Source organism: Nocardia gamkensis NBRC 108242, assembly GCF_001612985.1.
GTDB lineage: Bacteria > Actinomycetota > Actinomycetes > Mycobacteriales > Mycobacteriaceae > Nocardia > Nocardia gamkensis.
The window spans coordinates 191,788-216,738 of record NZ_BDBM01000005.1; the positions used below are offsets into that span (position 1 = coordinate 191,788).

Below are 24,951 nucleotides of genomic sequence, written 5' to 3' on the forward strand. Positions count from 1 at the left end.
GCTGCCGACCGAGCGCAGGATCACCGACCGTCGGTGCGTAGTCCGCCGAGCCGCAGGCTCAGACCTCGATGCGACCTTCGACGGCGGCCAAACCGATGTCCGTGCGGTAGTGGCTGCCCGGCAGCTTGATGGCGGCGATCCGGTCGTAGGCGCGGGTGCGGGCCTCCGCGAGGTCGGCGCCGACGCCGACCACGTTCAGCACCCGTCCGCCCGCGGAGATCAGAGCGCCGTCCTCGCGCTGCGTAGTGCCCGCGTGCAGCACCGTCGCGTTCTCGTCGAGCGCGCCCTCGCCCGCCCCCGAGATCGCGTCGCCGAGGCGCGGGTGGCCCGGGTAGTTCTCCGCGGCGAGCACCACGGTGATCGCCGAGCCGTCGCGCCAGCGCGGCGGGGCGACCTGCGCCAGCGTGCCCGTGGCGGTGGCGTACAGCAGTTCACCGAGTGGGCTGTCCAGCAGCGCGAGCACCGCCTGCGTCTCGGGATCGCCGAAGCGGCAGTTGAATTCGACCACGGCGGGACCGGCCGCGCCGATCGCCAGCCCGGCATAGAGCAGGCCGGAGAACCCGCTGCCACGCCGCACCAACTCGGCCGCAACGGGTTTCACCACGTCCTCGACGATGGCGGTGACGGCCGATTCGGGCAGCCAGGGCAGCGGCGTGTAAGCGCCCATGCCGCCGGTGTTGGGCCCGGTGTCACCGTCACCGACGCGCTTGTGGTCCTGCGCGGGCAGCAGCGGGACCACCGTCTCGCCGTCGACCAGGCAGAACAGCGAGACTTCCGGTCCGTCCAGGAACGATTCCAGCAGCACCGGGTGGCCCTGCTCGAGCAGTTCGGCCCCGTGCTCGCGCGCGGCGGAGCGGTCGGCGGTCACCACCACGCCCTTGCCCGCGGCGAGTCCGTCGTCCTTCACCACCCAGGTGGGACCGAAGCGGTCGAGCGCGTCGTCCAGCTCGGCCGGGTTGTCCACCACCTCGCTGTGCGCGGTGCGCACGCCCGCCGCGGACATCACATCCTTGGCGAATGCCTTGGAACCCTCGATCCGGGCGGCCGCGGCCGACGGGCCGAAGCACGGGATACCGGCGACTCGCAGCGCGTCGGCGACGCCGAGCACCAGCGGGACCTCGGGACCGATCACCACCAGGTCGGCGTCCACCTCGGTGGCCAGCGCGACGACGTCCTCGGCGGCGCAGGGGTCGACCGGGCGGACCTGCGCGTGCTGGGCGATGCCCGCGTTGCCGGGGGCGGCGAAGAGCGCGGTCACCGCGGGGTCCCGGCGCAGGGCCAGGACGAGGGCATGTTCACGGGCTCCGGAACCGATGACGAGTACACGCACGGCAGACAGCCTAAACGAGCCGTTCGCCGTCTTCGCCGCTGCCGGTGCGCGCGAAGGGGATGATGAATAGGGACAACGGATGTGGGGCCTGACCGCTCCTGCCACCGGAGCACCCGAAGGAAGTGCTGAGAATGGGTCTGATCGACGGACTGATGGGCAACGCCGGCCGGATCGATCCGGCGCAGGCGCAACAGGAGTACGGCAAGCTCCTCGGCAGCGGTGAACAGGTCTATGCCGCCTACCTGCTGGTTCGGGACGCGATGCTGTTCACGAACCGCCGCCTGATCCTCATCGACAAGCAGGGCGTCACCGGCCGCAAGGTGAGCTACCACAGCGTGCCGTATCGCGCGATCACCCATTTCTCGGTGGAGACCGCCGGCACCTTCGATCTGGACGCCGAGCTGGCCATCTGGATCGCGGGCACCGCCGAACCGCTGCTGAAGCGGTTCAACCGGCAGGTGGACATCTACGAGGTGCAGGGCATCCTGTCGCACTTCGTCGCGGTGTAGCGCGGGCCGGTCCGGCGCCCCGGCGCACCGCCCGGTCTACGCTGCGGGACATGGCTTCTGTCTTCAGCGCGATCATCGCCGGTCAGCTCCCGGGCCGTTTCGTCTGGGAGGACGACGAGTTCGTCGGCTTCCTCACCATCGCCCCGGTCACGCCTGGTCACACCCTCGTGGTGCCTCGCAAAGAGATCGACCAGTGGCAGGACGTCGAGGCCGACACCTTCGCCCGGCTCACCGCCGTCGCCCAGAAGATCGGCCAGGCCGTGCGTGCGGCCTGGGAGGCCCCGCGCGCCGGTCTGCTGATCGCGGGCTTGGAGGTGCCGCACCTGCACGTCCATGTGTTCCCCGCCTTCTCGATGGGCAACTTCGACATCTCCGGCGCCGACCCGAATCCGAGCCCCGAGTCCCTGGACGAGGCCCAGGCCAAGATCAAGCAGGCGCTGCGCGACCTCGGCCACGGCGCCAACGTCCCCGACTGAATCGCGTTCGGAGAGGTCCGGCCGCGGCTCGCGGTCGGACCTTCCGCTTTCCGTCAACCCACGTCGTGCAGCGGAGTATCCACCCCTCCGACCGCCACCGTCGCGAGCGTCTGGGCCGGTGTCCAATAGATCCGGCCGTGCTCGAAATCCTGATAGGTGCCGGTGTCCCAGGAGATCTCGTCGCTCGCCGGCCAGCCCAGCGGCCCGTTCTCGTAACCCGCGCGGTTCCAGCGGTCGCGGATCGCGCCGTGCACCCAGTAGACGCTGCCGCTGGATTGCCGTCGGTAGAGCGCCCCGCCCTGGAAGCCTTGCACCTCACCCGCCGTCTGGCCGTCCGGCCCGGACAGCACGGCACGGTCGGTGATCGGGTAGCCGAGCGGACCCGCCTCCCAGCCCAACTGCTCGAACTTTCCCCACAGCGTCTCCGGGATGGCGTGCGCACCGGTATCCGGATGCCAATAGATGTACCCGTGCTCGAACTGGGCGAAGCGGCCCGCGCCGTCGGGCGTCGCGTTCTCACCCTGCGTGATCCGGGCGCCCAGCCAGGGATTCGCGGCCGCGCAATCGTTGATCGCGTTCGGTTCCGACCCGGTCGGCTCGCCGGTGGCGAAACCGCGCACGTCGTCGGCGAAGACGTCCCAGGGGAAATTCGGTCCCACGTCGGTGTGCGTGCCGATGCCGAGACACTCGGTGACGTACTTATGGTCGGAGATGCCCTGGCGCCGCTGATAAGGCGGCGCGATGACATACGTGTCGAACCCGTATTTGCGCGCGTCCTGCACCGCGAGCCAGGCCGCGATCCGGATGTCGTCGCGGATGCTCAGCCAGTCGTTGCGGCTCCACGCGACGCGGCTGCCCGCGAAGCAGAGGTTGATCGTGAACGAGTTCGCGTCCAGCACGGACCAACTGGCCAGATCGGTGTCGACCACGTCTACCACCACTCGATCGCGCACGGTGTAGTGGTAGCTCACCCCATTCGCCGGATTGTTCAGGTAGTTGGCCAGGCTCTCGGCCGTTCCGTTGCCTTCCTGAGTGTGCAGCAGGAAGTTCTCGACGCGTGCCCCGTGCCTGCTGGAGGCGGAGTCGCCCATTCGGTCCAATTCGACGTAATCCGGCTTCTGCATGACTCCCCCTGGATTCGAGATGGCCTTCGACCACTGGCCGTAGTCGTCGGCGAGGACTTTGTTCACATCCACTACGACGCCTGCGACCCGGTCGCGGTCGATGCGAATCTGATGGAGGTGCGCGGCGGGATGGTCGCCGTTGATCGAGGAATCGCCGGACCAGTTGTGTTGCCAGAACCAACAGGCGACACCGTCCTCGAGTGCCCAGTCGATGCACCGGGCATTGCCGTACATACCGGTCCATTCCCATCCGACCACCGATGCCCAGCCCCGGAGAAACGGAGCGATCAGCGAATTCCACTCCGCCAAAGACGGATTCGCGTCGACCGGGGCATACAGCGGACGGAAACGGGGCCCGCCGGCCGCGAGGTGATAATCCAGCGCGATCCGCGCATGACGCACGCCAGCGTCGTAACCGCCTTTCCAATCCGACGTCTCACCCTTGCCGTACTGGTAATTGCTCACTATCTCGAGCCCCATGGCGCGCAATCGGTCGCAGTATTCCCGCCGCAGCGGCTTCGCCCCGAAATTCGTGCCAGGACGGGAATCGCTGAAGTAACCGATGACGCCCGCGTATCCGGCGTCCTTGATCGCTTGCGGATCGATGAGTGCGGCGGAGAAGTCGATCAGCTCAGTCATCGCGCACCCCCGTGCTCGTACGAGCCCGCGTATCGGTCGGCAGCAACGCGTTGTATTCGTACATCTCAGCAACTTTCGGCAGATGAAGAACCCGATACAGCTAGGTTCACCCCAATATGCGCGAAGTATGCCGACATCTCCCGTTTGTAGCTCATCTGGTGTTTGCCCGTGACCTGAACATGCTCATTGTGAGAGATGTTTGCGCACACCAGACTACAAACAGACTCGTAGCGGAAAACATGCTCGTCAGTCGGTAATCAGATCTGCTGACTGTTCGCTACCGGCCGTCATACTGGTCGCCCGCTTCGCTCGGCCATTTCGGCCGGATCCGACGACGAATCGCCCGACGCTTTCGGCCGAATTCGGGCCGGACACGTTCGGCGACACCCGGAACCACCCACTACCGACCTTCACCATGAGGAAGCCCCGACCGAACTCGGTCGACGTGGTCTCGCCGGCCGCACGAGACCGCGTCTCCCCGGGGCAGCCGGGGAACCCGGTCTTCCAGCTCAGATCTTGACGTTGGCCCACTTCGCGAACCGAGCCAGGGAATCGGTGCCGCGGCGGGCTCGAGCGAGCACGCGCACGGTCTCGTGGACTTGGGGATGGTTGCGCGTCAGCCCCGGTGCGATCCGGCGCGCTTGGTCGAGGCTGGTGAGGGCCCGCTGCTTGTCCCCGTGGAGCAACCACGCGCGCGACACGTCGATCCAGTGATGCCCAGCACGGGACGGTGTGACCGATGCCGATAGCCGAATCCGCTCGGCGCGGCTCACCGCGGTCGTGCCATCGGACAACTCGACGGGCACAGCGACGGAGTGGATCTCGACGTTCGGCAACTGGAACCCCGTGCCGTACTCCTGATACCGGTCGGAGTCGATCGCCTCGCCGATCCTGCGCGCTTCCCGAAGATGCATGTCGGCGGTGTCGGCGTCCAGCGCACGAGCCGACAGGATCGACCCGCGCAGGTGCAATGCGCCCCGCACCGCCAAAACTTCCGGTGTCGTGAGCAGGTGCTCGCTGGCCGCATGCGCGCGCTCGACGACCCGCAGGCCACCGGCGTACGAGCCGGAGTACAGCAGGATCAACGCGCGATGGTATTCCGCCGCGATCGGCCACACCGGGTCACCACTGCGCTCAGCGGCCCACACGCAGCGCTCGGCGGCCAGCCCGGCGAGGTCGAGGTAGCCGTACCGGTAGGCGACCGACGACGCACTGTTGTAGGCGTAGGCGAGCGTCGAATAGATCGACTCCAGACGACGCCCGGAAGGCTCGTCGCTCGCGAGCACATGCAAACCGTGGATCACGTCCGGCAGTTCGGCAGTGTGCTCCCCGTACCGACCGCGCCCCCTGCTCTCCTGAACCCGGCGCAGCGCGGCCGTCAACTCTTCCAGCGTGCTCGGCGCGCTCAGAGGTTCGTCATCGAATGCCAGGATCTTCCGGCGCAACTCGCGAATGGTGGCGTGTGCTCCGGCATCGTCGCCCGCCGGGGTGTAGGGCTGCCCGGTCAGGTCCTCGATGTTCACCCCCAGAGCGGCTGCCACGGCTGCGATGAACGCGGGCGAGGCAGGCCGGGCGCCTCGTTCCACCTTGCGCAGCAGCGACACCGAGAGGTTCGCCTTCTGCGCAAGCTGTAACTGTGTGAGCCGAACCAGCTTGCGCGCCCTGGCGGTCCGTTCCCCGACCCCGGCATCGTCCATGCCTCCACGGTGACACACGATGTGCCGCTTCGCGGGGTCCCACCGAGGACAAGGTATCCGCGGGCCCCGGCGTCGGGTCCATGCAGGTCCGGCACCGTCCGACAGAGTCAAACCGAGGTGTGACGATGCCGAGGCAACGCGAAGTCCGTCAAGCCACGTCCGGCGGGCGGTCGTAGGCGTCGATCGCGGCCTTGGATGTCGAGGAGTCCTGCAACACCAACTCCCACGGCCCGGAGTTGATTTCGAAACTCTTGCCGAACCCGACCCACTTGCCCGCCATCCGGGCGCCGGTCAGCTCGATCAGCAGTTGGATGGCGCCGTGGTAGTAGGCGCCGCGGTAGTAGCCGTCCTGGGCAGTGTGCTCGCGCCATGTGCCCGTAGCGACGTGCCCGTCAACGGTCAGGTCCATTTCCATGGAGGACTGCGCGGAGTTCGGCAGGGAGCGCACGGTCAGGCGGCTGTCGTGCTGCAACACCACGACATGGTGCACAGCCGTGAACGTCGCATCTCGCCCGGACGAGTAGTACTCGTAGCGGGATAACCAAATCCCCGAGTAGTTGCCTGGCGTCCTCGGTCGCCGAGCGGCGGCGAACTGTTCGGGCGCGACTTCACCGATAGCGGAGTCGACCTCCGTTCCGTCCTCACCGCCGGTGAGACTTCGGCCGGCCATCACGGCACCGAAACCCAACGACTCGATCGGTAGCCGCATCACTTTCTCCAGAGCCCGCGCGTGCGACGGCCGCGGGTTGGCGGTGAGGCCGGATTCCCAGCGCTGCACAAGGCGTTTGGTTGCGCTGGCGCACCCGGCTTCCCGGAGTGCCCGCGCCAGGTCGTCCTGGCTCATCAGGCGCGCGTTCCGGGCCGCGCGCAGTGCCGTGTTCGGTGCGGAAGCCATGTCGCCACGGTAACGCTTTGACGCCTTAATGTCGCCCTGAATAGAGGTGCATTGACGCCGGTTACGTCATCGCGCGGACACACCCCGTCAGCCGACTCTGGATGTAGCCCCGGCGTCGGGTCGAGACCCGACCTCCTCGGCGCCGGGCGCAACCAACCACACCACAACGCATGAAGGGGTAACCAGAATGCCCGCAGAACTCGCAGTCACCCTGATCGTCATGGCCGCCGTCGGCGGACTGCTGATACTCGTCTTCTGGGTGTTGCCCTGGCTACTCGACCTCGGCGGCGAGCCGGACGAGTCGGTCTCGGCGCGTGAGATCTTCGCGCGGCTGGAGGACGAGCAGCGATGACGGCGCGGCGTTCCTGGGTGGAGGACTACTGCGAAGACGGCAATATGCCTGCCGACAGCGAGCACGCGCGAGGGCTGATGAAACTGCACGCGAGCTGCACACCGCCGTGTCCGCGAAAGCTCAGCGCCGAGCGCTATCTCCGCGAGCACGGCCTCTACCACTGAGCTCAGACGCGCAGCGGCTGCGACATGGAGCCCCCTGTCAGGATTGAACTGACGACCGCTCGCTTACAACACCGAGCACGGCCTCTACCACTGAGCTCAGACGCGCAGCGGCTGCAACATGGAGCCCCCTGTCAGGATTGAACTGACGACCGCTCGCTTACAACACCGGGCACGGCCTCTACCACTGAGCTCAGACGCGCAGCGGCTGCGACATGGAGCCCCCTGTCAGGATTGAACTGACGACCGCTCGCTTACAAGGCGAGTGCTCTACCACTGAGCTAAGGAGGCGGGAAAGCGGTTGTCATCATAACCGGGGGCGCTGTCCAGGGGACAGCGGAACCGCGTTCGGCGCCGAACGCGACCCTTACGACCGGACAACCGCTTTCGAACTCAGGCCCGAGCGACCGGCCCGCCCACGACGAAGTCGGCGGCGGTCGCTCGGACGCGAGACATGACGGGACCACGAACCTGCCGCGCCGGGAGCGCGGCACTCGGAGGACCGATCAGGACTGGGCGCCCTGACGAGCCGCGTCGTCGGCGGCCATGGCGTCGCGCAGGCTCTTCGGACGCATGTCGGTCCAGTTCTTTTCCACGTACTCGACGCAAGCGGCGCGGCTGTCCTCGCCGAACACGACTCGCCATCCGGCTGGAACCTCTGCGAAGGCCGGCCACAGGGAATGCTGTTCCTCGTCGTTGACCAGGACGAAGAAGCGGCCGTCTTCATCATCGAAGGGGTTGGTGCTCAATTTCACCTCACTGGATACTGGCGCTATGTACGGGATCGCTCCTGGTTCACTCGGTGCCGGGCTGCTGTGAACCTTTGACACCGAGAGACCCCGAGCGTTGTTTCGACACTAGCAAGCAAGACGTTACGCCTGGGCGGTTACCTAGGCCGCCACCCCGGCCGACTCACATTCAGCCCGCGAAGAAGTCCAAGAGAATCTTGTTGACCGCCTCGGGCCGCTCCAAATACCCGAAATGCCCCGCGTCCGGTACCTCCTGGTACCGCGCACCCGGAATCACGGCGGCGATCTCCCTGGACAGATACGGCGGAATCATCCGGTCGTCGGCGAATCCGACCGAAAGACAAGGCACGCGGATCGCCCGGTAGGCCTGCACCCGGTCGAAATCGTGGTCCATCCTGCGCTGGGCGCGAATGCCGGGCGTGACCGGCCCTCCGGTGAACTCGAACAGGTCGAGCCAGTCGCGCGCGGCGTTCGTGTCGGCCATGGTCGCGGGCGAGAGATTCATGACCGCGGTGATCGCCGCCTCATATTTCGGCGGCAGTTTCACCCCGGCGGCGTCGAGTTCGTGTTCGCCGAGCGAAAGCGTCTTCTGGAACTGGTCCAGCCGCCCGTGCCCGGCCATGAACACCGCCTTGCGCACCAGGTCGGGGCGGGCCAGCGCCAGCTCCTGCGCCACGCGCGCGCCCATCGAGGTGCCCACCACCAGCGCCGGACCCTCGTCCAGGAATTCGATCAGGGCCGCGGTGTCGGCGACCAGCTCGTCGATCGTCATGCCCGAGGCCGCCTCGAACGACGGCGCGATCCCGCGATTGTCGAACGTGCACACCCGGTAACCGGCCGCGACCAGGGCGGGAACCTGGTGCAGCTCCCACACTCGGCCGGGACTGCCGGTGCCCATGATCATGACCACGAGCGGCGCGGAGCCCTTGGCGCGGTCACCCTTCACCTGATAGTTGAGGGAAATCCCGTTCACCGTGGCCAGCGGCATGTCGACCCTTTCGTGGAGAGTTGGTGCTGGTTCCCACGGTATAGGGACCGGCGGGGCGGACGCATCGACCGGGGTGCCCCGGCGGCGCGTGCCGCCTTTCGGCCAGCGCCCCGGCGGACGCACCCTCCAGCGTCGCATACCATTGGCTTTTCGCAGGGTAAGAGCGCACTGAGCCGGGAGGACTTGACGATGGCCGTGAAGGGCAGCGCGAACGACATTGCGGACGACGATCTGGAACCGCTCGCCGACGAAACCGCGCGTCAGGCGCAGCGGGTGGTCGCGGCATACGCCGAGGACGCCGATGAGTGCCGGATGTTGTTGTCCATGCTGGGTATTGGACCGAACGCGCGAGGCGAATAGTCTCGTTCTCGACGCCAACGGCGACGTCGACTACACAACTCCAGCGGGATGAAGCAACGCGCAAAGGATGCGTGAGTGGACCAGATGAATCCGTCCGACGACTCCGAGCGAGCCAGAGACACCTCGACTGCTGACGCCGCGGCGGAGAACACCGGCTCCGGGGCGGGCTCCGGTTTCGTCGTCGTCGCCAACAGGCTCCCCGTCGACCTCGAACGACTGCCCGACGGCAGCACCCGATGGAAGCGCAGCCCGGGCGGTCTGGTGACCGCGCTGGAATCGGTCCTGCGCAACAACAAGGGGGCGTGGGTCGGCTGGGCGGGGGTCCCCAACGTCGACGTGGACCCGATCATCGAGGACGGCCTGGAACTGCACCCGGTCCCGCTGTCGGCGGACGAGGTGGCCGACTACTACGAGGGCTTCTCCAACGGCACGCTGTGGCCGCTCTACCACGACGTGATCGTGCGGCCGGTCTACGACCGCAAATGGTGGAGCGCCTACGTCACCGTGAACCGGCGCTTCGCCGAGGCCACCGCCAAGGTCGCCGCCGAGGGCGCGACCGTGTGGGTGCAGGACTACCAGCTCCAGCTGGTGCCCAAGATGCTGCGCATGCTGCGCCCGGACCTGACCATCGGATTCTTCCTGCACATCCCGTTCCCGCCGGTCGAGCTGTTCATGCAGATGCCGTGGCGCACGGAGATCGTGGAGGGCCTGCTCGGCGCCGACCTCATCGGCTTCCACCTGCCCGGCGGCGCGCAGAACTTCCTCTATCTGGCCCGCAGGCTGGCCGGACAGCCGACCTCGCGTGGCTCGATCGGCGTGCGCTCCAAGCTCGGCGTCGTCCAGGTGGGGTTCCGCACGGTGCGGGTGGGCGCGTTCCCCATCTCGATCGCCTCCGCCGAACTGGACGAGCATTCCAGGCGCAGGTCGGTGCGCGAACGCGCCGCCAAGATCCGGGCCGAGCTGGGCAACCCGAAGACCATCCTGCTCGGCGTGGACCGGCTGGACTACACCAAGGGCATCGACATCCGCCTCAACGCGCTCGAGGAGCTGCTCATCGAGGGCCGGATCGATCCCGCCGACACGGTCATGATCCAGCTGGCCACACCCAGCCGCGAGCGGGTCGAGAGCTACATCCAGATGCGCGGCGACATCGAACGACAGGTCGGCCGGATCAACGGCGAGTTCGCCCGGGTCGGCTACCCGGTGGTGCACTATCTGCACCGTCCGATCCCGCGCGACGAGCTGGTCGCGTTCTTCGTGGCCGCCGACGTGATGCTGGTGACGCCGCTGCGCGACGGCATGAACCTCGTCGCCAAGGAGTACGTCGCGTGCCACAGCGGCCTCAACGGCGCCCTGGTGCTGAGCGAGTTCACCGGCGCGGCGGCCGAGCTGCGGCAGGCGTACCTGTGCAACCCGCACGACCTGGACGACGTGAAGGACGCCATCGTCGCGGCCGTCGAGGACGAGCGCGACGTCAAACGCAGGCGGATGCGTTCGATGCGCAGGCAGGTACTCGCCCACGACGTGGATCGCTGGGCGCGCGCCTTCCTCGACGCCTTGGCCCAGGACCAGGTCGCGGGCAGCGCGCTGCTGACCGACGACGACGTCTACCCCGAGGACCGCGACCCGCGCTGAGGCCGTTCACAGGAATCACCCAGCTTCGGTCCAGGAACTTCGCAGCCGGATACCGGACCATTTAGCCATGAGTGGTGCCCCCGCGCAGCAGACACCCGAGGCCAGGGTCCTGGTGGTCGACGACGAGCCGATGATCGTCGAACTGCTCGCGGTGAGCCTGCGCTACCAGGGCTTCGACGTGGACACCGCCGCCGACGGCGCCCAAGCGCTGGACAAGGCGCGCTCCTTCCGCCCCCAGGCGCTCATCGTGGACGTGATGATGCCCGGCATGGACGGCTTCGGTCTGCTGCGCAGGCTGCGCGCCGACGGGGTCGACGCGCCCGTGCTGTTCCTGACCGCGCGCGACGACGTGCAGGACAAGATCACCGGCCTCACCCTGGGCGCCGACGACTACGTCACCAAGCCGTTCAGCCTGGAAGAAGTGGTGGCCCGGCTGCGCGTCATCCTGCGCCGCGCGGGTCACGCGGCCCCGCAGCGGGAGAGCTCGCGTCTGCGCTTCGAGGACATCGAGCTCGACGACGACACCCACGAGGTGTGGAAGGCGGGTGAACCGGTCGCGCTGTCGCCCACCGAGTTCACGCTGCTGCGCTACTTCATGGTCAACGCGGGCACGGTGCTGAGCAAGCCGCGCATCCTCGACCACGTCTGGCGCTACGACTTCGGCGGCGAGGTCGGCGTGGTGGAGACCTACGTCTCCTACCTGCGCAAAAAGGTCGACACCGGCAACACGCGGCTGATCCACACCTTGCGCGGCGTCGGTTACGTGATGCGCGCGCCCCATCGCAAGAGCGGTTCATGAGCCCGAGCCGGATCGTCGTGGTGCGTGCGAAGGTCTCCGGCTTCTTATCCGCGATTCCGTTGCGGGGGACCTTGACGATCCTGCTGGTGCTCACCGCCGGGCTCGGCCTGCTCGTCTCCGGCATGGTGGTCACCTCGGCCTTGGAAGGCCAGTTGACCAACCGAACCGACCAGCAGTTACGCGAGGGCGCGATGGAATGGTCCAGGCGCCCGCCTCCGCCACCGGTGCTGCCGCCCGAGCCGCGCCACGCCCCGAGCCAGTTCTACGTGCGCTCGATGCGCACCGACGGGCGCCTGTTCCTTGTCCCGGCGTTCGCCGTCGACTCCGAACCCGACCTGCCCGCGAACCCACCGTCCGGCCCGTACACCGTCGGCTCCGTGAACGGAGGGCCGATCCGGTGGCGTGTGCTGACGCTGCGCACGCCGGAGGGCACGACGACGGTCGCGCTGCCGCTCACCCAGAACACCGACACCGTGCACCGGCTCGTGATGCTCGAGCTGATCGTCGGGGCGATAGTCCTGGCCGTGCTGGCGGTGCTCGCGTATTTCCTGGTGCGGCGCAGTCTGCGTCCGCTGCGCCGGGTGGAGAGCACCGCCGCGGCCATCGCCCGCGGTGACCTGCATCGCCGCGTGCCGGTGCGCGATACCAACACCGAGGTCGACCGGCTGTCCAGGTCGCTGAACGGCATGCTGGCGCAGATCCAGCGCGCGTTCACCGCGACCGCCGCGTCCGAGGAAGCGGCACGCAAGTCCGAGGAGCGCATGCGCCGTTTCATCGCCGACGCCAGCCACGAGCTGCGCACGCCGTTGACGACGATCCGCGGGTTCGCCGAACTGTATCGCCAGGGCGCCACCGACGATCCCGCCGCGTTCATGGACCGCATCGAGCGCGAATCCCAGCGGATGGGCGTGCTGGTGGAAGACCTGCTGATGCTCGCGCGGCTGGATGCCCAGCGCCCGCTGGAACTCGGCCCGGTCGACCTGCTCGCTGTCGCCAGCGACGCCGTGCACAACGCACGCGCCGTGGTCGCCGCCGGGCATGCCGACGGTCCCGTCCGCACCATCGAACTGAAGATCGAACCGGGCGAGGGAACGCTCGAGGTGATCGGCGACGAGGCGCGGCTGCGCCAGGTCTTGGGCAACCTGCTGAACAACGCCGTCACGCACACCGCGCCCGACGCGAAGGTGATCGTGCGGCTGGCTCCCGGCGCCGACGACGTGCGGCTGGAGGTGGCCGATACGGGGCCCGGCCTGCCCCAGGAGGAGGCCGAACGCGTCTTCGAGCGCTTCTACCGCACCGACACCTCCCGCGCGCGAACCAGCGGCGGCACAGGGCTCGGCTTGTCCATCGTGCAGGCGCTGGTGACCGCGCACGGCGGCGAGGTCGGCGTGCGCAGTTCGCCCGAGGCGGGCACGACGTTCACGGTGCGGCTGCCACGCGGGCTGCCGGAGTGACCCCGGCGAATTCGCCGGACTCAGACCGGGGTGACCGCCGAGACCAACCAGTGCGAGTCCGCCTTCGTCAGAGTGACGCGCACGCGACTGCCGGTGGTGGTGCCCTGCGGGGTGTCCTTGCTCGTCATCACCTGGTTGAGGAACAACAGCACCTGCGCGTGCGAACGGTCCGCGGAGATGACGCCGCCCGCCTGGGTGGTCGCGGTGACGGTGAGCTGCTTCTCCTTGGCTCCCGGCGCGATCTGCTTGTCGATCAGCGTCAGATAGTCGTCGCGGAAATCACCGGTCAGGTTGTCGGCGGACTTGCGCAGTTCGGTGTCCACGGTCTGCGGGTTGTAGGTGAACATGGCCTCGAGGGTGCGTCCCGCCGTCGCGACCGCGTCCTCGCGCGACTGCTCGGCCTGCCGGTCGTCCCAGTAGCGGTAACCGTTGACGCCGCCGATCACCGCGGCCGCGGCGACCACGACACCGAGTACCGCGAGCAGGATCTTGGCCCGAATTCCGTTCATGCTGCGTCCACCGGTCATGCCACGAACTCCACATTGGACACGGTCAGCCCGGAATCGCCGCGCGACACGGTGACCCGGAACCGGTAATACCTGGTCTGCGGCTCGGCCTGGCCCGCGTTGGTGAGCGTCTGCTTGGCGGCGACCAGCACCCGCCCGGAGCGATCGTCGTCGCTCTCCAGCGCGGCCTCCACGATCTCGCCGCTGGAGACCACCTTGGCCTGCTGCACGATGCTGGTGAACGGGTCGACCCGTCCGTCGAACTCGGTCTTGAACTCACCCGAGGCCAGCGACAGGATCCGGTCGATGTCCTGCTTGGCGGAATCGGCGCGGATGGTGGTCAGATTGACGATCGCCTGCCGGGCGGTTTCCACGTATTCGGCGCGGCGCTCGTCGCGTTCGTGCGCCGAGCGCATCGCGAGCACCGAGAGGGTCGCGCCGCAGACGAGCGCGACGACCAGCAGCGCGGCGGCGGCCATCGCGAGAATGCGCGGGAGGCCGCGGTTACTGCCCTGGGTGGGATGTTGCTCGGTGGACGGCGACTCGACGGCGGCTTTCGTCATGGTGACCGTCGCCTTGTCCGCGTCGGCGGTCGAGTCGTCGGTGGCCGGTACCGGTGCGCTCGACTCGGCGCCGACGGTACTCGGCTCCTTGTCCGGGGCGGCGGTTTCGGCCGAGGGGTCAGCAGAGACCTCGGTGGGCGCGGGCTTCGCATCGTCTGCGGCCGTGGTCTTCGCACCCGTAGTGACGGCCGTCTTCGCATCGGCCGCGGCTTCGCTCGCGTTCTCCTCGACCGGTGGCCCGGCCGAGCGCACCGCACGACGCCGCGTGCGGTGACCTTCTCCGTTGCTCTCACTCATCGTTGCTGCTCCTCGAGCATCGCCTGCCAGCTCGACGGTACCGTGCCCGAGCCGCTCGGTCCGATATCGCCCTGTCGGTATGTCCGCCCGTCGGGGCCGATGTAGATGCCGCTGTCCGGGTCGTACGCTCGGGCGGCGGCCGGTGTGCCGACGCCGTAACTCGCCGGCGCCACGACGGGCGGCTCATCGGCGGGCGCTGCCGCGGGCGCGACCGGCCGCGGCGGCCCGAACGATGGGTTGTCACCCAACGGAACGTACCCGGTCCGGCACATCTCCGGCGTCGGAGCGCGCACACCGGGCACTTCGACGCACGGCGTGTTCCGGATCCCGCGCACCGCTTCGGGAGCGTCCTGCGGCACCTTGCAGTACAGACCGGAAGGCGTGGGCGGGGTGTCGAGTTCGCTCGGCGAGCGGCGCTGGTCGGGCGGGAGGAAGCCGGTCGTGCAGGCGGGCGGGTCGTTGACCAACGCCATGAAGTCGACCAGGGCTCCGTATTCGAGCGGGCCGCGTATAGCGGTGAGCAGCGCGGCGACCAGCGGCGGATAGACCACCAGGATCTGCTCGAGTCCCGCGTGGTAGGTGACCGCGACTTGACCGACGCTGACCAGGTTCGACAGCAGCAGCGGCAGCGTCGGACGCAGATCCTCGAACAAATTGGTCACCCGTTGCATCGCGGACGGGCCCTCCCGCAACACACCGCGCAGCGCGGGGTCGTGACCGCGCAGCTGGTCGGTGACGGTCGCCAGATCGGCGGTCCAGGAACGGATCGCCGCGTCCGAACGGGTCTGGGTATCCAGCAGCGGCCCGATCTGGTCGAGCAACTGCTTCGTCGGTTCGGCGTTCGCCTGCGCCTCCTGCACCAGCAGCGACGCGGAGTCGATGAATCGTTGCAGGTCCGGTCCAGCGCCGTTGAACGCGAGGAACGCCTCGTCGATGACCTGCCGCAGCCGGGTGTCCGCCACGCTCGACAGCAACCGGTCGGCCTGGTCCAGCAGCGCGCCGACGTCTTGCGGCAGCTTGGTGCGCTCCACCGGGATCACGCTGCCGTCGCGCAGGTTCCCGCCGGTGCGGTGCTCGGCGGGGACCAGGTCCACGTACTGCTCGCCCACCGCGGAGACACTGCGGATCCACGCGTCGACGTCGGAGGGAATCTTGTAGTCGCTGGCGATGGACAGTTTCGCGTCCACCCCGACCGGCGTGAGCCGCACCTCCTTCACCACGCCGACGTTCGTGCCGCGATAGGCGACATTGGCCGTCGGGTAGAGGCCGCCGGTCGCGGCCAGTTTCACCGTGACCTCGTAGCGCCCGATGCCGAACATCGCGGGCACCTTCACATATGTGCCGCCCATGACCACCAGGCCGATCACCGTCAGCACGGAGAAGATGATCAGCTGGGTACGGACGAACCGGGTGAGCGTCACTGGCCCGGACCCCCTTGCGGCGCGGAGTTGCCCGGCATGGGCACGGTCAATCCGGGAATGGCGGGCAGGCCGGGAATCGGCGGCAGTCCCGGGATGGTCGGGGCGGGCTGGCTCGCCGCGGGCGGCGGCGGCTGCAACGGCCCCGTGGCCGGGTCGCCGTTCTGCGCGGCCGTGCCCGGCGCGAAGCTGCCGAGAGCGCCTTCCACGCCGCCGAAGCGTCCGCCCAGCGGCGTGCCGGTGAGGAAGTTCGAATCCAGCCGCTTGCCGGTGATGTCCACGGTCATGAACAGGTTCAGGTAGTCGCCCTTGATCGCGTGGTCCAGGTTCTTCATCGGGAACGGGAAGGTGGCCAGGATCTTCAGCGCCTCGGTCAGGTCGCCACCGGTGTCCGACAGCGATTTCAGCGCGGGCACGAGGCTGCGCAGGTTGGCCTTCAGGTCCTCGCCGCTGGCGTCGACGATGCGCCGGACGACGTCGCTCAGCTCGCCGAGCGCGGTGAGCGCCCTGGTGATGTTCGCGCGGCGGTCGGCGAGCACGGTCAACGCCGGATGGATCTGCTCGATGGCCGCCGCCACCACGTCACGCTGCTCGGCGAGCTGACCGCCGAGCCGGTCCAGCCCGCTCATCGCCGCGATGATGTCACCGGTCTGGCGGTCCAGGTTCGTGGTGAGCTCGTTCAGCTGCGGCAGCAGGTCGCGGATGGCCTCCTCGCGCCCGGTGAGCGCCGAATTGAGTTCGTGGGTGATGGTTTCCAGCTGCGCGACGCCGCCACCGTTGAGCACCACCGACAGCGAGGACAGCACCTGCTCGGTGGTCGGATAGGTCCCGGCCCGCGCCAGCGGGATGACATCGCCCGCCCGCAACCGGCCTTCGGGAGCCTGATCCGCCGGCTCGGCGAGCTCGAGATGGTTGGATCCGAGCAAACTGGTCTGCCCGATCTTGGCGACGGCGTTCGCGGGCAGCTGCACGTCCGGGTTCAGCTTGACGGTGACCAGCGCGTGCCAGTCCTCCACCTCGATCTTCGACACCGTGCCGACCGCCACGTCGTGCACCCGGACGGGGGAATTCCGGGTCAGCGTGGTCACGTTCGGCATCTGGACACGCACTTCGTAGGATCCCGGCGCGGTGCCCTCGGTGCCGGGCATCGGCAGCGAATTCAGTCCGTCCCACTCACAGCCGGAGACGCCGAGCGCCACCGCCAGCCCCACCGCGACCGTGGCGGTGCGGTGCAATCGCCGCGTCGGCGTCATCGCACTCCTCCCGGAATGGCCAGTCCGGCGAGACCGCTGGGCACGCTCACCGGAGCGGGCTGCGGCCGCGCGGGAGTCTGGCTCTGCACCCGATCGGCCAGGCTGGGATCGGTGTAGACCAGCTGGTCGGGGAACGCGGTCACGCCGCTGGCCGGGTTCGTCATGATCGGCACGTAGTTCATGCTCAGGCTGTTGATCACCGGCGCGAGGTACTGCGCGCAGAGGTCGGCGCTGCGATCGGCGTCGTTGGTCTCCAGCGCGCGGACCGAGCCGCACAGGAACCCGAGCGGGTCGGCCGGGTTGTTCAGCGCGATCGCGCCGGTCAGGGTGCCTTGGGCCGGCTTGTAGATCTGGTAGAAGTTCACCAGCGCGGTCGGCCCGGAGTGCAGTACGCGTTCCAGTTCGGGCCGTTTGTCGACCAGCACCTGGGTGGCGTCGGCCAGCCGCTGCACGCCTTCGGTGAGTTCGGCGCCGCTGCCGTCGATGAACCGGCGCACGTCGACGATCGCGGCGTCCAGATTGTCCAGCCCCGCGCCGAGATCGGCCGAGACCCCGGCCAGCACCGAGGACACCGACGCCAGCCGTCCGCCGAACTGCACGATCTGCTCGTTGCTCGCCGACAGCACGTCGACGAACTTCTGCAGGTTGCGCACCGTGCCGAACAGGTCGGTGCGTCCGTCGGAGAGCGTGCTCAAGGTGGCCGACAGTTCCCGCAGGGTGTCGCGGAACCGCTGCCCGTTGCCGTCGAGGTTGTCGGCGGCGGTGTCGACGAAGCGGCCGAAGGACCCCTGCTTGTCGTCGCCGACCGGACCGAGGGCGGTGGCCAGCTTGGACAGCTCGGCCTTGATGTCGTCCCACTCGACCGGCACCGCGGTGTGCTCGATCGGGATCACACTGCCGTCGGTCAGCTTCGGGCCTCCGGTGTAGGCGGGCGCGATCTGGATGAAACGCGCCGAGACCAGCGACGGCGAGATGATCACCGCCTTCGGGTCGGCGGGGACGTCGATTCCGCGATCGAGGGTCATGGTCACCTTCACCCGGTCGGCGCCGGGCTCGATCGAGTCGATCCGGCCGACCTTGACGCCGAGCACGCGCACGTCGTCACCCGCGTACAGGCCCGATGTGGACGGGAAATACGCGGTGACCTTGGTGGTTCCGATCCTGGTTATGCCATTCCACGCGACCGCGACCACGAGCGCCGCGACGACCACTCCGGCCAGCACCAGCGCCCAGCGGGGCAGTTTCCGTACGACGTTCAGCATGCGCGTCCCCCCAGACGTGACTCCCCCGCCGGTGCCGAGCCATCGACGGCTCGAGACGGGTACAGGATGGACGGGTGATGCCCACTCATCGCGGCGGCTCCTGAATCGCGGGTTCGATCGATGGGAACGGCGTGAGGTAGCTCTGCAGATCGTTCGGCAGGTGCTGCGGCCACACCAGCGCGTCCACCAGCGGTTGCAGCGTCTTGCTCGCGGCGTTGATCACATACGCCTGGAAGTAGGGGCCGCTGCCGACCTGCTCACCGAGTGCGGCGGCGAACGGGCCGAGACCGTCCAGCGCGTCGGCGAGGTTCTGTTTGTTGCGCTGCAACAGCGCCAGTACCGAATTGAGTTTGTCGAGGGCGGGTTTGAGCTGTGCCTCGTTGTCGGCGACCAGGCCGGACAGCTGCTTGGCGAGTCCGTTGACGTAGACGATCAGCTGCCCGAGCGCGGTGCGCCGCCGATCCAGCTCGCCGAGCAGCTCGTTGCCGTCCAGGATCAGCGCGTTGATCTGGTTGCCGCGGTCGGCGAGGATCTTCGTGACGTTCTGCGCCCGCTTCAGCAGATCGGTCAACGCCTGGTCGCGCGCGTTGATGCTGCGGGAGAGCGCGGTGACGCCGTCGAGCGCCGAGCGCAACGGCGCGGGGGTGTCGGCGAAGGTCGCCGAGAGCGCGTCGAGGGTCTGGTCGACCCGGTCGAGGTCGAGATCGTGCACCGTTCCCGCCAGGTCGCTCAGCGCCTCGTTGAGCGAGTACGGCGATGTGGTGCGCTCCAGCGGGATGGTGTCGTCGGTGCGCAGCGCGCCGGGCCCGGACGGCGTCACCTCCAGCGATTTGCGTCCGAGCACCGTGTTGGTCTTGATCGCCGCCGAGGTCTTCTCACCCAGCACGATCGACTCGGAGAGGGTGAACCGGACGAGCACTTTCGCGCCGTCCAGGCCGACCTCCTCCACCCGTCCGGACCGCACGCCCGCGACCTGCACCGCGTCACCGGGGAGCAGGCCGCCCGCGTCGGCGAAGTAGGCGGTGAACGTCGCGCCGGAACGAATGAACGGCAGGCGGTCGAATTGCAGTGCCGACAGCGCTACCGCCACCGCGACCACGAGGCCGACGATGCCGATGGTGATGGCGGATGATCGCTGCTCTTTCATCGGTTGTCCGCACACCTTCCGGTCGTCTGCGCCCCGGGCATGTTGATCTTCATCGTCTGTCCGTTCGGGCCGTCCACCAGGAAGTTCGTCGAGCAGACGTAGAGCTGGAGGAAGGAGCCGTAGGAGCCGATGCGGATCAGCTGGCGATAGGTCGACGGCAGCCGTTCCAGGACCCACTGCACCGTGTCCGAGCCGGCGTCGAGGTTCGTGGCCAGCCGTCCGGTCTGCTCGATGGTGCCCCGCAGATCGGGGCGGGCCTGGGCGAGCAGGTCGGTCAGGTCGCCGGTGGCCCCGGCGATTCGCGGGATCGCGTCACCGATCTGGTCCTTGTCGGCCGCGAGTCCGCTGATCAGGCGCTGTAGTTCGGCGATCGTGGTGGCGAACTGGTCGCCGCGCTGATCGATGGTTTGCAGCACCGCGTTCAGGTTGTTGATCACGCTGCCGATCAGCGCGTCCCGGTCGGCGAGCGTCTTGGCGAACGAACCGCCGCTGTTGAGCAGCGACACCAGTGTGCCGCCCTGGCCCTGGAAGATTTGCAGCAGCGCGTTGGTCAGATCGTTCACCTGGCCGGGGTCGAGGCCGCGCAGCAGCGGCCGGAAACCGCCGAGCAGCATGTCCAGATCGAGTGCGGGCGCGGTCTGTTCCTTGACGATGGTGCCGCCGGGCTGCAGGACGCGGTTCGAGCCGGGCCCCTCGGTCAGCTCGAGATAGCGGTCGCCCACCAGGTTCTCGTACTTGATCGCCGCCCGGGTGCTGGTGAGCAGCCGGTACTTGCGGTCGACGTCGAACTCGACGTGCGCCAGGTAGTCCTTGCCCACCTTCACCGAGGTGACCGAGCCGACCGGCACGCCCGCGATGCGCACCTTCGCCCCGGGCAGCACGCCCGAGGAACTGGTGAACACGGCGTGGTAGCCGTTCTCCCTGGCGAACCGCATCTGGCTGAACACAACCGCCAGACCGGCGAAGATCAGCGCCATCACCAGCGTGAAGATCGCCAGTTTGACGGTGGTCGCGGTATTCCTCACGGGCGCGGCACCCCCGGTAGTCCGGCGAACAGGAGCTGGAAGATCTTCGGCGGGTTCACACTCAGCGTCGTCGACGGTGTGTACACGTGGCCTTCCGAGGTATCGGTGACGACATAGTCCGAGTGGCTGCCCGGTACCCGGTCCAGGATGCCCCCGCATTGCGGGCCGCCGGTCGCGTTGACCTTGGGCAGATCCTCCGGGTAGGTGTACGGCTTCGCGCCGTACATGAAGCCGGTGTTCAGCGCGACACCTTCCTGCAAGCCGCCGAAGACCGCCTCACCCAGGGGCAGCGCCTTGCCGAGGCCGCCGATCAGGCAGTACAGCGCGGGCGCGTAGTCCTCGAGCAGCCCGGTGGTCGGGCGCAGCAGATCCAGCGCGGTACCGAGTTGATTCTCGTTCTCGCGCAGCACCGACCCGGTGGTGTCGGCCAAGCCGGTGAGGTTCACCAGAACGTTGTCCAAGCTGTCCTGCTCCTGGGCCAGGGTCTTGCTGGTGACGGTGAAGTTGTCCACCGTGCGCAGCAGGTCGTTCACCGTGTCCGCGTAGAGGTCGGTGACCTCGCCGGTCTTCGCCAGATCCTGTTGCAGCGTCGGCAGATACGGGTTGATGTCGCGCAGGTAGGCGTCGCTCTGCGTGAGCAGGTCACCGAGTTTCTGCCCCCGGCCCTGCAGCGCCGTGCCGAGCGCGGACAGCGTCGCGTTCAGCTTCTCCGGCTCGATCTTGGCCAGCACGTCCGACAGGTGCTGGAACAGGGTGTTGAACTCGACGGTCACCCGCTGCGCGGTCACGGTCGCGCCCGGCCGCAGCGGGGTGGACGACGGCTGCTGCGGAACGATGAAGTTGATGTATTTCGCGCCGAACACCGTGGTCGACCGGATGTCGACGTCCGCGTTGGAGGGGACCAGTTTCAACAGGTCCGGGTCGAGGGCCAGTTTCAGCCTCGCGCCCTCGGTGGTGTGGTCGACGGACGCGACGCGGCCGATCTCCACCCCGCGCACCTTCACCTTGGCGTCCGGGTCCAGGACCAGGCCGCTGCGCGGCGCGTCCACCGTCACGGTGGCCGTGGACGTGAACCCGCCGACGAACATGATCATCGCGACCGCGACGATCGCGACCAGCGCGAGCACCATCGTGATACCGGCCAGTTTCAGGCCGAGCCCGCCGCGCAGCGCCCGCCCCAGGCGGCTTTCCGTTTGCTTCGATTCCGCCATGTCGCTATCCGGAGAGGTGGAAGTTGCCGGAGGTGCCGTAGATGGCCAGCGAGACCAGCAGGGTCACCGTGACGACCGCGACCAGTGAGGTCCGCACCGCGTTGCCCACCGCGACACCCACGCCGACCGGGCCGCCCGCGGCGTTGTAGCCGTAGTAGGTGTGGATCATCATGATCGCCAAGGACATGAGAATCGCCTGGGCGAACGACCACAGGATGTCGGTCGGGATGAGGAACGTGGAGAAGTAGTGGTCGTAGACGCCCGCCGACTGGCCGTAGATGACGACGGTGGCGAACCGGCTGGCCAGGAACGACGCGATCACCGCGAGGGCGTAGAGCGGGACGATCGCGATCATCCCGGCCAGCACGCGGGTGCCGACCAGGTAGGGCACCGGCCGGATCGCCATCGACTCCAGCGCGTCGATCTCCTCGGCGACCCGCATCGCGCCCAATTGCGCGGTCGAGCCCGCCCCGATGGTGGCCGCCAGGCCGATGCCGGAGATCACCGGCGCCGCGATGCGGACGTTGATGAACGCCGCGAAGAATCCGGTCAGCGCCTCGACGCCGATATTGCCCAGTGAGCTGTAGCCCTGCACGGCGATGGTGCCGCCCGCGAACAGGGTGAGGAACCCGACGATCACCACCGTGCCGCCGATCACCGCCAGCGCGCCGGTACCCATGCTGATCTCGGCGATCAGCCGGATGGTCTCGGTGCGATAGTGCACCAGCGCGCGCGGCAGGGACCCGAGCGCCTGGGCATAGAACACCGCGTGCTTGCCGACCGAATCGAGCGAGTCCGACACCCTGCGCATTCGCCGGACCGTACGGGGAAAGCGGGATTGGATTACGAAGGCCATCGCGTCACCGCGCCGTGAACTTGATGCCGACGGCGGTGACCACCACGTTCACCACGAACAGGGCCATAAAAGCGAAGACTACGGTCTGATTCACCGCATCACCGACACTCTTGGGTCCGCCTTTGACATTCAAGCCCAGATAGCAGGCGACCAGGCCGGCGATCAGCCCGAACAATCCGGCTTTCACCTCCGAAATGATCAGCTCGGGCAGATGGGTGAGCAGCGTGATGCCATTGACGAACGCGCCGGGGTTCACATCTTGCAGATACACCGAGAACAGAAATCCGCCGACGATGCCGATGGTGCACACCAGGCTGTTGAGCATCAGCGCGACGAACATCGACGCGAGCACCCGGGGCACCACCAAGCGCTGTACCGGATTGATGCCCAGCACCCGCATGGCGTCGATTTCCTCGCGAATGGTGCGCGCGCCCAGATCGGCGCAGATCGCGGTGGCGCCCGCCCCCGCGACGATGAGCACGGTGACGATCGGCCCCACCTGGGTGACCGCGCCGAATGCCGCGCCCGCCCCGCTGAGGTCGGCCGCGCCGATCTCCCGCAACAGAATGTTCAACGTGAAGCTGACCAGAACGGTGAACGGAATGGCCACCAGCAATGTCGGCACGATCGATACTCGCGCGATGAACCAGGACTGGTCGATGAACTCCCGCCATTGAAAGGGCCTGCGCACGCTGGCGCGTGCGACATCGGCGGTGAGTTCGAAGAATCCACCGACGGCCCGCAACGGCACGGCAAGGACCTCGTTCATCCACGATCCTCCTTGCTCAACCGGCGTACACAGCTCACGGCGCGAATCTCCACCGTGGCCGCACCGCCGGAACGATTAGAACACGTTCACCGTGTTGCCGGTAGCACTTTTCACACTTTTGAAGTGCAATTTCCCGAAAAGTCGGCATATAAATTTGGAACCGGTGTCATCGGGTGATGATCCCACCTTTGTGAGGTAGGACATAACCCGTCCCTATGTCTACCAAGCGCCGATCCCATGATCAACAGTTGGACAACTGATCAGTAGCGGGTGCGCGGCGAGCCGCCGCGGCTCACCCCAGCTCTGCCAGCGAAGACGCCGAGAAGGTGCGCCCATCCGGGCGATCGGCGAAGTAGCCGCCCAGCGTGTCGGCCAGATCCTGGGCCGACCACTCCCCAGCGGCCGCGTCGAACCGGCGTTCGACAACCGGCGCCGCCATGAGCGCCACCATTCCCCCGTAGACGACGAACAGCTGTCCGTTGACCGCCTCGGCCGCAGGCGAGGCCAGGTAGGCGACGAGCCGGGCCACGTGATCGGGCGACAACGGGTCGGCCTCACCCTCCGGGGCGGGGCTGAACACCGCCTCGGTCATCGCGGTGCGCGCCCGCGGCGCGATCGCGTTGGCGCGCACGCCGAAGCGAGACAGGGCCCGCGCGGCCGAGAGGGTCAGCGCGGTGATGCCCGCCTTCGCGGCTCCGTAGTTGGCCTGCCCCTCCGGGCCGAGCAATCCGGCCTCCGAGGAGGTGTTGATCAGCCTGCCGTAGACCGGCGCGCCCGCCTGCTTCGACTTGCCGCGCCAATAGGCGGCGGCGTTGCGCGAGAGCAGGAAATGGCCGCGCAGATGCACCGCGAGCACCGCGTCGAAGTCCTCGTCGGACATGTTGAACAGCATCCGGTCGCGGGTGATGCCCGCGTTGTTGACCACGATGTCGACCGACCCGAACGACTCCTCGGCGGTGCGGATCAGCGCGTCGGCGGTCGCGCGCTCGGCGATGCTGCCCGCGACGAACTCCGCCTTGGCGCCCAGCGCCCGGATCTCACCAAGCGTGCTCGCCACCGCCTCCGACTCCGCGAGGTCGTTGACCACCACCGACGCACCGGCTCCGGCAAGCGCGAGCGCTTCGGCCCGCCCAAGTCCGGCGCCGCCGCCGGTCACGATCGCTACACGGCCCGCAAGGCTCAGATCATTGCTCACGCGGCCGACTCTAGAACGTGTTCCAACTTACGGCAAGCATCGCTCACTGCAACCGCAACGCCGCCTTCGGACATTGCGCGACGGCGTCCTCGACATCGGCGAGCCGATCGGGGGGCACGTCCGCGTTCGCGATGTGCAGGACGTCCTCGTCATCGAGTTCGAACACGTCGGGGGCGATTCCGACACAGATTCCATTCGCTTCGCACTGGTCTGGATCGACACTGATCTTCATGACAACTCCTTTACCGCCACTCTGGCCGAAGCCTAACAAGCCGATCGGC

26 protein-coding genes and 1 tRNA gene are annotated in these 24,951 nt (G+C 67.9%); 8 read left to right on the forward strand and 19 right to left on the reverse strand.

The window, feature by feature from the left end:
* Nucleotides 1-58: 58 nt before the first annotated feature.
* Nucleotides 59-1,330, reverse strand: a complete 1,272-nt coding sequence (gene purD / locus NG1_RS05650) for a phosphoribosylamine--glycine ligase (protein ID WP_062968658.1) — start codon at nucleotides 1,328-1,330, stop codon at nucleotides 59-61.
* A gap of 131 nt (nucleotides 1,331-1,461) precedes the next feature.
* Here purD and NG1_RS05655 point away from each other — a divergent pair, with 131 nt between their 5' ends.
* On the forward strand, nucleotides 1,462-1,839 hold the full coding sequence (locus tag NG1_RS05655; protein WP_040864711.1) for a PH domain-containing protein: 378 nt from the start codon (nucleotides 1,462-1,464) through the stop codon (nucleotides 1,837-1,839).
* Between the two features lie 50 nt (nucleotides 1,840-1,889).
* Entirely contained in the window at nucleotides 1,890-2,315 is a 426-nt protein-coding gene (locus NG1_RS05660; RefSeq protein WP_062968660.1) for an HIT family protein, read from the forward strand.
* Nucleotides 2,316-2,368: 53 nt separating this feature from the next.
* Here NG1_RS05660 and NG1_RS35210 read toward each other — a convergent pair whose 3' ends face one another.
* The 3 genes from NG1_RS35210 to NG1_RS05675 all read right to left on the reverse strand — a co-directional run bounded on the left by NG1_RS35210 (nucleotide 2,369) and on the right by NG1_RS05675 (nucleotide 6,670).
* Nucleotides 2,369-4,078, reverse strand: coding sequence for a glycoside hydrolase domain-containing protein (locus tag NG1_RS35210; protein ID WP_084498716.1), 1,710 nt, complete (start codon nucleotides 4,076-4,078; stop codon nucleotides 2,369-2,371).
* 509 nt (nucleotides 4,079-4,587) lie between these two features.
* A complete protein-coding gene (locus tag NG1_RS05670) occupies nucleotides 4,588-5,775 on the reverse strand; it encodes a helix-turn-helix domain-containing protein (RefSeq protein ID WP_062968662.1) in 1,188 nt (395 codons plus the stop codon).
* A gap of 148 nt (nucleotides 5,776-5,923) precedes the next feature.
* Nucleotides 5,924-6,670, reverse strand: coding sequence for a helix-turn-helix transcriptional regulator (locus tag NG1_RS05675; protein WP_062968664.1), 747 nt, complete (start codon nucleotides 6,668-6,670; stop codon nucleotides 5,924-5,926).
* 187 nt (nucleotides 6,671-6,857) lie between these two features.
* Here NG1_RS05675 and NG1_RS36395 point away from each other — a divergent pair, with 187 nt between their 5' ends.
* Nucleotides 6,858-7,022: a hypothetical protein gene (locus tag NG1_RS36395; protein ID WP_157106552.1), complete on the forward strand. Its 165-nt coding sequence runs from the start codon at nucleotides 6,858-6,860 to the stop codon at nucleotides 7,020-7,022.
* Nucleotides 7,019-7,186 carry a hypothetical protein gene (locus tag NG1_RS36400; protein ID WP_157113873.1) on the forward strand — a complete coding sequence of 56 codons (168 nt, stop codon included), beginning with the start codon at nucleotides 7,019-7,021 and terminating at the stop codon, nucleotides 7,184-7,186. Before NG1_RS36395 ends, NG1_RS36400 begins: the two co-directional genes overlap by 4 nt.
* 213 nt (nucleotides 7,187-7,399) lie before the next feature.
* Here the strand turns inward: NG1_RS36400 and NG1_RS05680 are convergent.
* From NG1_RS05680 to NG1_RS05690, 3 genes are all read right to left on the reverse strand, one after another.
* Nucleotides 7,400-7,474: transfer RNA gene (locus tag NG1_RS05680), tRNA-Thr, on the reverse strand.
* Nucleotides 7,475-7,689: 215 nt separating this feature from the next.
* Entirely contained in the window at nucleotides 7,690-7,932 is a 243-nt protein-coding gene (locus NG1_RS05685) for an MbtH family protein (protein ID WP_011207082.1), read from the reverse strand.
* A 169-nt stretch (nucleotides 7,933-8,101) separates the two neighbouring features.
* Nucleotides 8,102-8,920: an alpha/beta fold hydrolase gene (locus tag NG1_RS05690; protein WP_062968666.1), complete on the reverse strand. Its 819-nt coding sequence runs from the start codon at nucleotides 8,918-8,920 to the stop codon at nucleotides 8,102-8,104.
* 189 nt (nucleotides 8,921-9,109) lie between these two features.
* Between NG1_RS05690 and NG1_RS37350 the strand changes: the two genes are divergently transcribed.
* The 4 genes from NG1_RS37350 (at nucleotide 9,110) to NG1_RS05705 (ending at nucleotide 13,168) form a co-directional block, all read left to right on the forward strand.
* Complete coding sequence (locus NG1_RS37350; protein ID WP_168434172.1) at nucleotides 9,110-9,280, forward strand: hypothetical protein; 171 nt, start codon at nucleotides 9,110-9,112, stop codon at nucleotides 9,278-9,280.
* A gap of 84 nt (nucleotides 9,281-9,364) precedes the next feature.
* Nucleotides 9,365-10,915, forward strand: a complete 1,551-nt coding sequence (locus NG1_RS05695; protein WP_062968907.1) for an alpha,alpha-trehalose-phosphate synthase (UDP-forming) — start codon at nucleotides 9,365-9,367, stop codon at nucleotides 10,913-10,915.
* Nucleotides 10,916-10,982: 67 nt separating this feature from the next.
* Nucleotides 10,983-11,714, forward strand: a complete 732-nt coding sequence (locus NG1_RS05700; RefSeq protein ID WP_062968668.1) for a response regulator transcription factor — start codon at nucleotides 10,983-10,985, stop codon at nucleotides 11,712-11,714.
* Nucleotides 11,711-13,168 (forward strand): sensor histidine kinase, encoded by a 1,458-nt coding sequence (locus NG1_RS05705; protein WP_084498717.1) that lies wholly within the window; start codon nucleotides 11,711-11,713, stop codon nucleotides 13,166-13,168. Before NG1_RS05700 ends, NG1_RS05705 begins: the two co-directional genes overlap by 4 nt.
* 20 nt (nucleotides 13,169-13,188) lie before the next feature.
* Here NG1_RS05705 and NG1_RS05710 read toward each other — a convergent pair whose 3' ends face one another.
* The 12 genes from NG1_RS05710 to NG1_RS05765 form a co-directional block, all read right to left on the reverse strand.
* Nucleotides 13,189-13,695: a h domain protein gene (locus NG1_RS05710; protein ID WP_245659797.1), complete on the reverse strand. Its 507-nt coding sequence runs from the start codon at nucleotides 13,693-13,695 to the stop codon at nucleotides 13,189-13,191.
* Nucleotides 13,692-14,534 (reverse strand): Rv1363c family protein, encoded by an 843-nt coding sequence (locus tag NG1_RS35215; RefSeq protein WP_062968672.1) that lies wholly within the window; start codon nucleotides 14,532-14,534, stop codon nucleotides 13,692-13,694. The genes NG1_RS05710 and NG1_RS35215 overlap by 4 nt, the downstream gene beginning before the upstream one ends.
* Nucleotides 14,531-15,955: an MCE family protein gene (locus NG1_RS05720; protein WP_062968674.1), complete on the reverse strand. Its 1,425-nt coding sequence runs from the start codon at nucleotides 15,953-15,955 to the stop codon at nucleotides 14,531-14,533. Before NG1_RS05720 ends, NG1_RS35215 begins: the two co-directional genes overlap by 4 nt.
* On the reverse strand, nucleotides 15,952-17,205 hold the full coding sequence (locus tag NG1_RS05725; protein WP_062968677.1) for an MCE family protein: 1,254 nt from the start codon (nucleotides 17,203-17,205) through the stop codon (nucleotides 15,952-15,954). The genes NG1_RS05720 and NG1_RS05725 overlap by 4 nt, the downstream gene beginning before the upstream one ends.
* Nucleotides 17,202-18,467, reverse strand: coding sequence for an MCE family protein (locus tag NG1_RS05730; protein ID WP_062968679.1), 1,266 nt, complete (start codon nucleotides 18,465-18,467; stop codon nucleotides 17,202-17,204). Before NG1_RS05730 ends, NG1_RS05725 begins: the two co-directional genes overlap by 4 nt.
* 85 nt (nucleotides 18,468-18,552) lie before the next feature.
* Nucleotides 18,553-19,614, reverse strand: a complete 1,062-nt coding sequence (locus NG1_RS05735) for an MCE family protein (protein WP_062968681.1) — start codon at nucleotides 19,612-19,614, stop codon at nucleotides 18,553-18,555.
* Nucleotides 19,611-20,639 carry an MCE family protein gene (locus NG1_RS05740; RefSeq protein ID WP_084498718.1) on the reverse strand — a complete coding sequence of 343 codons (1,029 nt, stop codon included), beginning with the start codon at nucleotides 20,637-20,639 and terminating at the stop codon, nucleotides 19,611-19,613. The genes NG1_RS05735 and NG1_RS05740 overlap by 4 nt, the downstream gene beginning before the upstream one ends.
* A complete protein-coding gene (locus tag NG1_RS05745) occupies nucleotides 20,636-21,850 on the reverse strand; it encodes an MCE family protein (protein WP_084498719.1) in 1,215 nt (404 codons plus the stop codon). The genes NG1_RS05740 and NG1_RS05745 overlap by 4 nt, the downstream gene beginning before the upstream one ends.
* Nucleotides 21,851-21,854: 4 nt before the next feature.
* Nucleotides 21,855-22,706 carry an MlaE family ABC transporter permease gene (locus NG1_RS05750; protein ID WP_062968683.1) on the reverse strand — a complete coding sequence of 284 codons (852 nt, stop codon included), beginning with the start codon at nucleotides 22,704-22,706 and terminating at the stop codon, nucleotides 21,855-21,857.
* Nucleotides 22,707-22,710: 4 nt separating this feature from the next.
* Nucleotides 22,711-23,475: an MlaE family ABC transporter permease gene (locus NG1_RS05755; protein WP_040864643.1), complete on the reverse strand. Its 765-nt coding sequence runs from the start codon at nucleotides 23,473-23,475 to the stop codon at nucleotides 22,711-22,713.
* A gap of 292 nt (nucleotides 23,476-23,767) precedes the next feature.
* Nucleotides 23,768-24,670 (reverse strand): 3-oxoacyl-ACP reductase, encoded by a 903-nt coding sequence (locus NG1_RS05760; protein ID WP_062968685.1) that lies wholly within the window; start codon nucleotides 24,668-24,670, stop codon nucleotides 23,768-23,770.
* Nucleotides 24,671-24,713: 43 nt separating this feature from the next.
* Nucleotides 24,714-24,902, reverse strand: a complete 189-nt coding sequence (locus NG1_RS05765; protein WP_040864641.1) for a ferredoxin — start codon at nucleotides 24,900-24,902, stop codon at nucleotides 24,714-24,716.
* Between the last annotated feature and the right edge of the window lie 49 nt (nucleotides 24,903-24,951).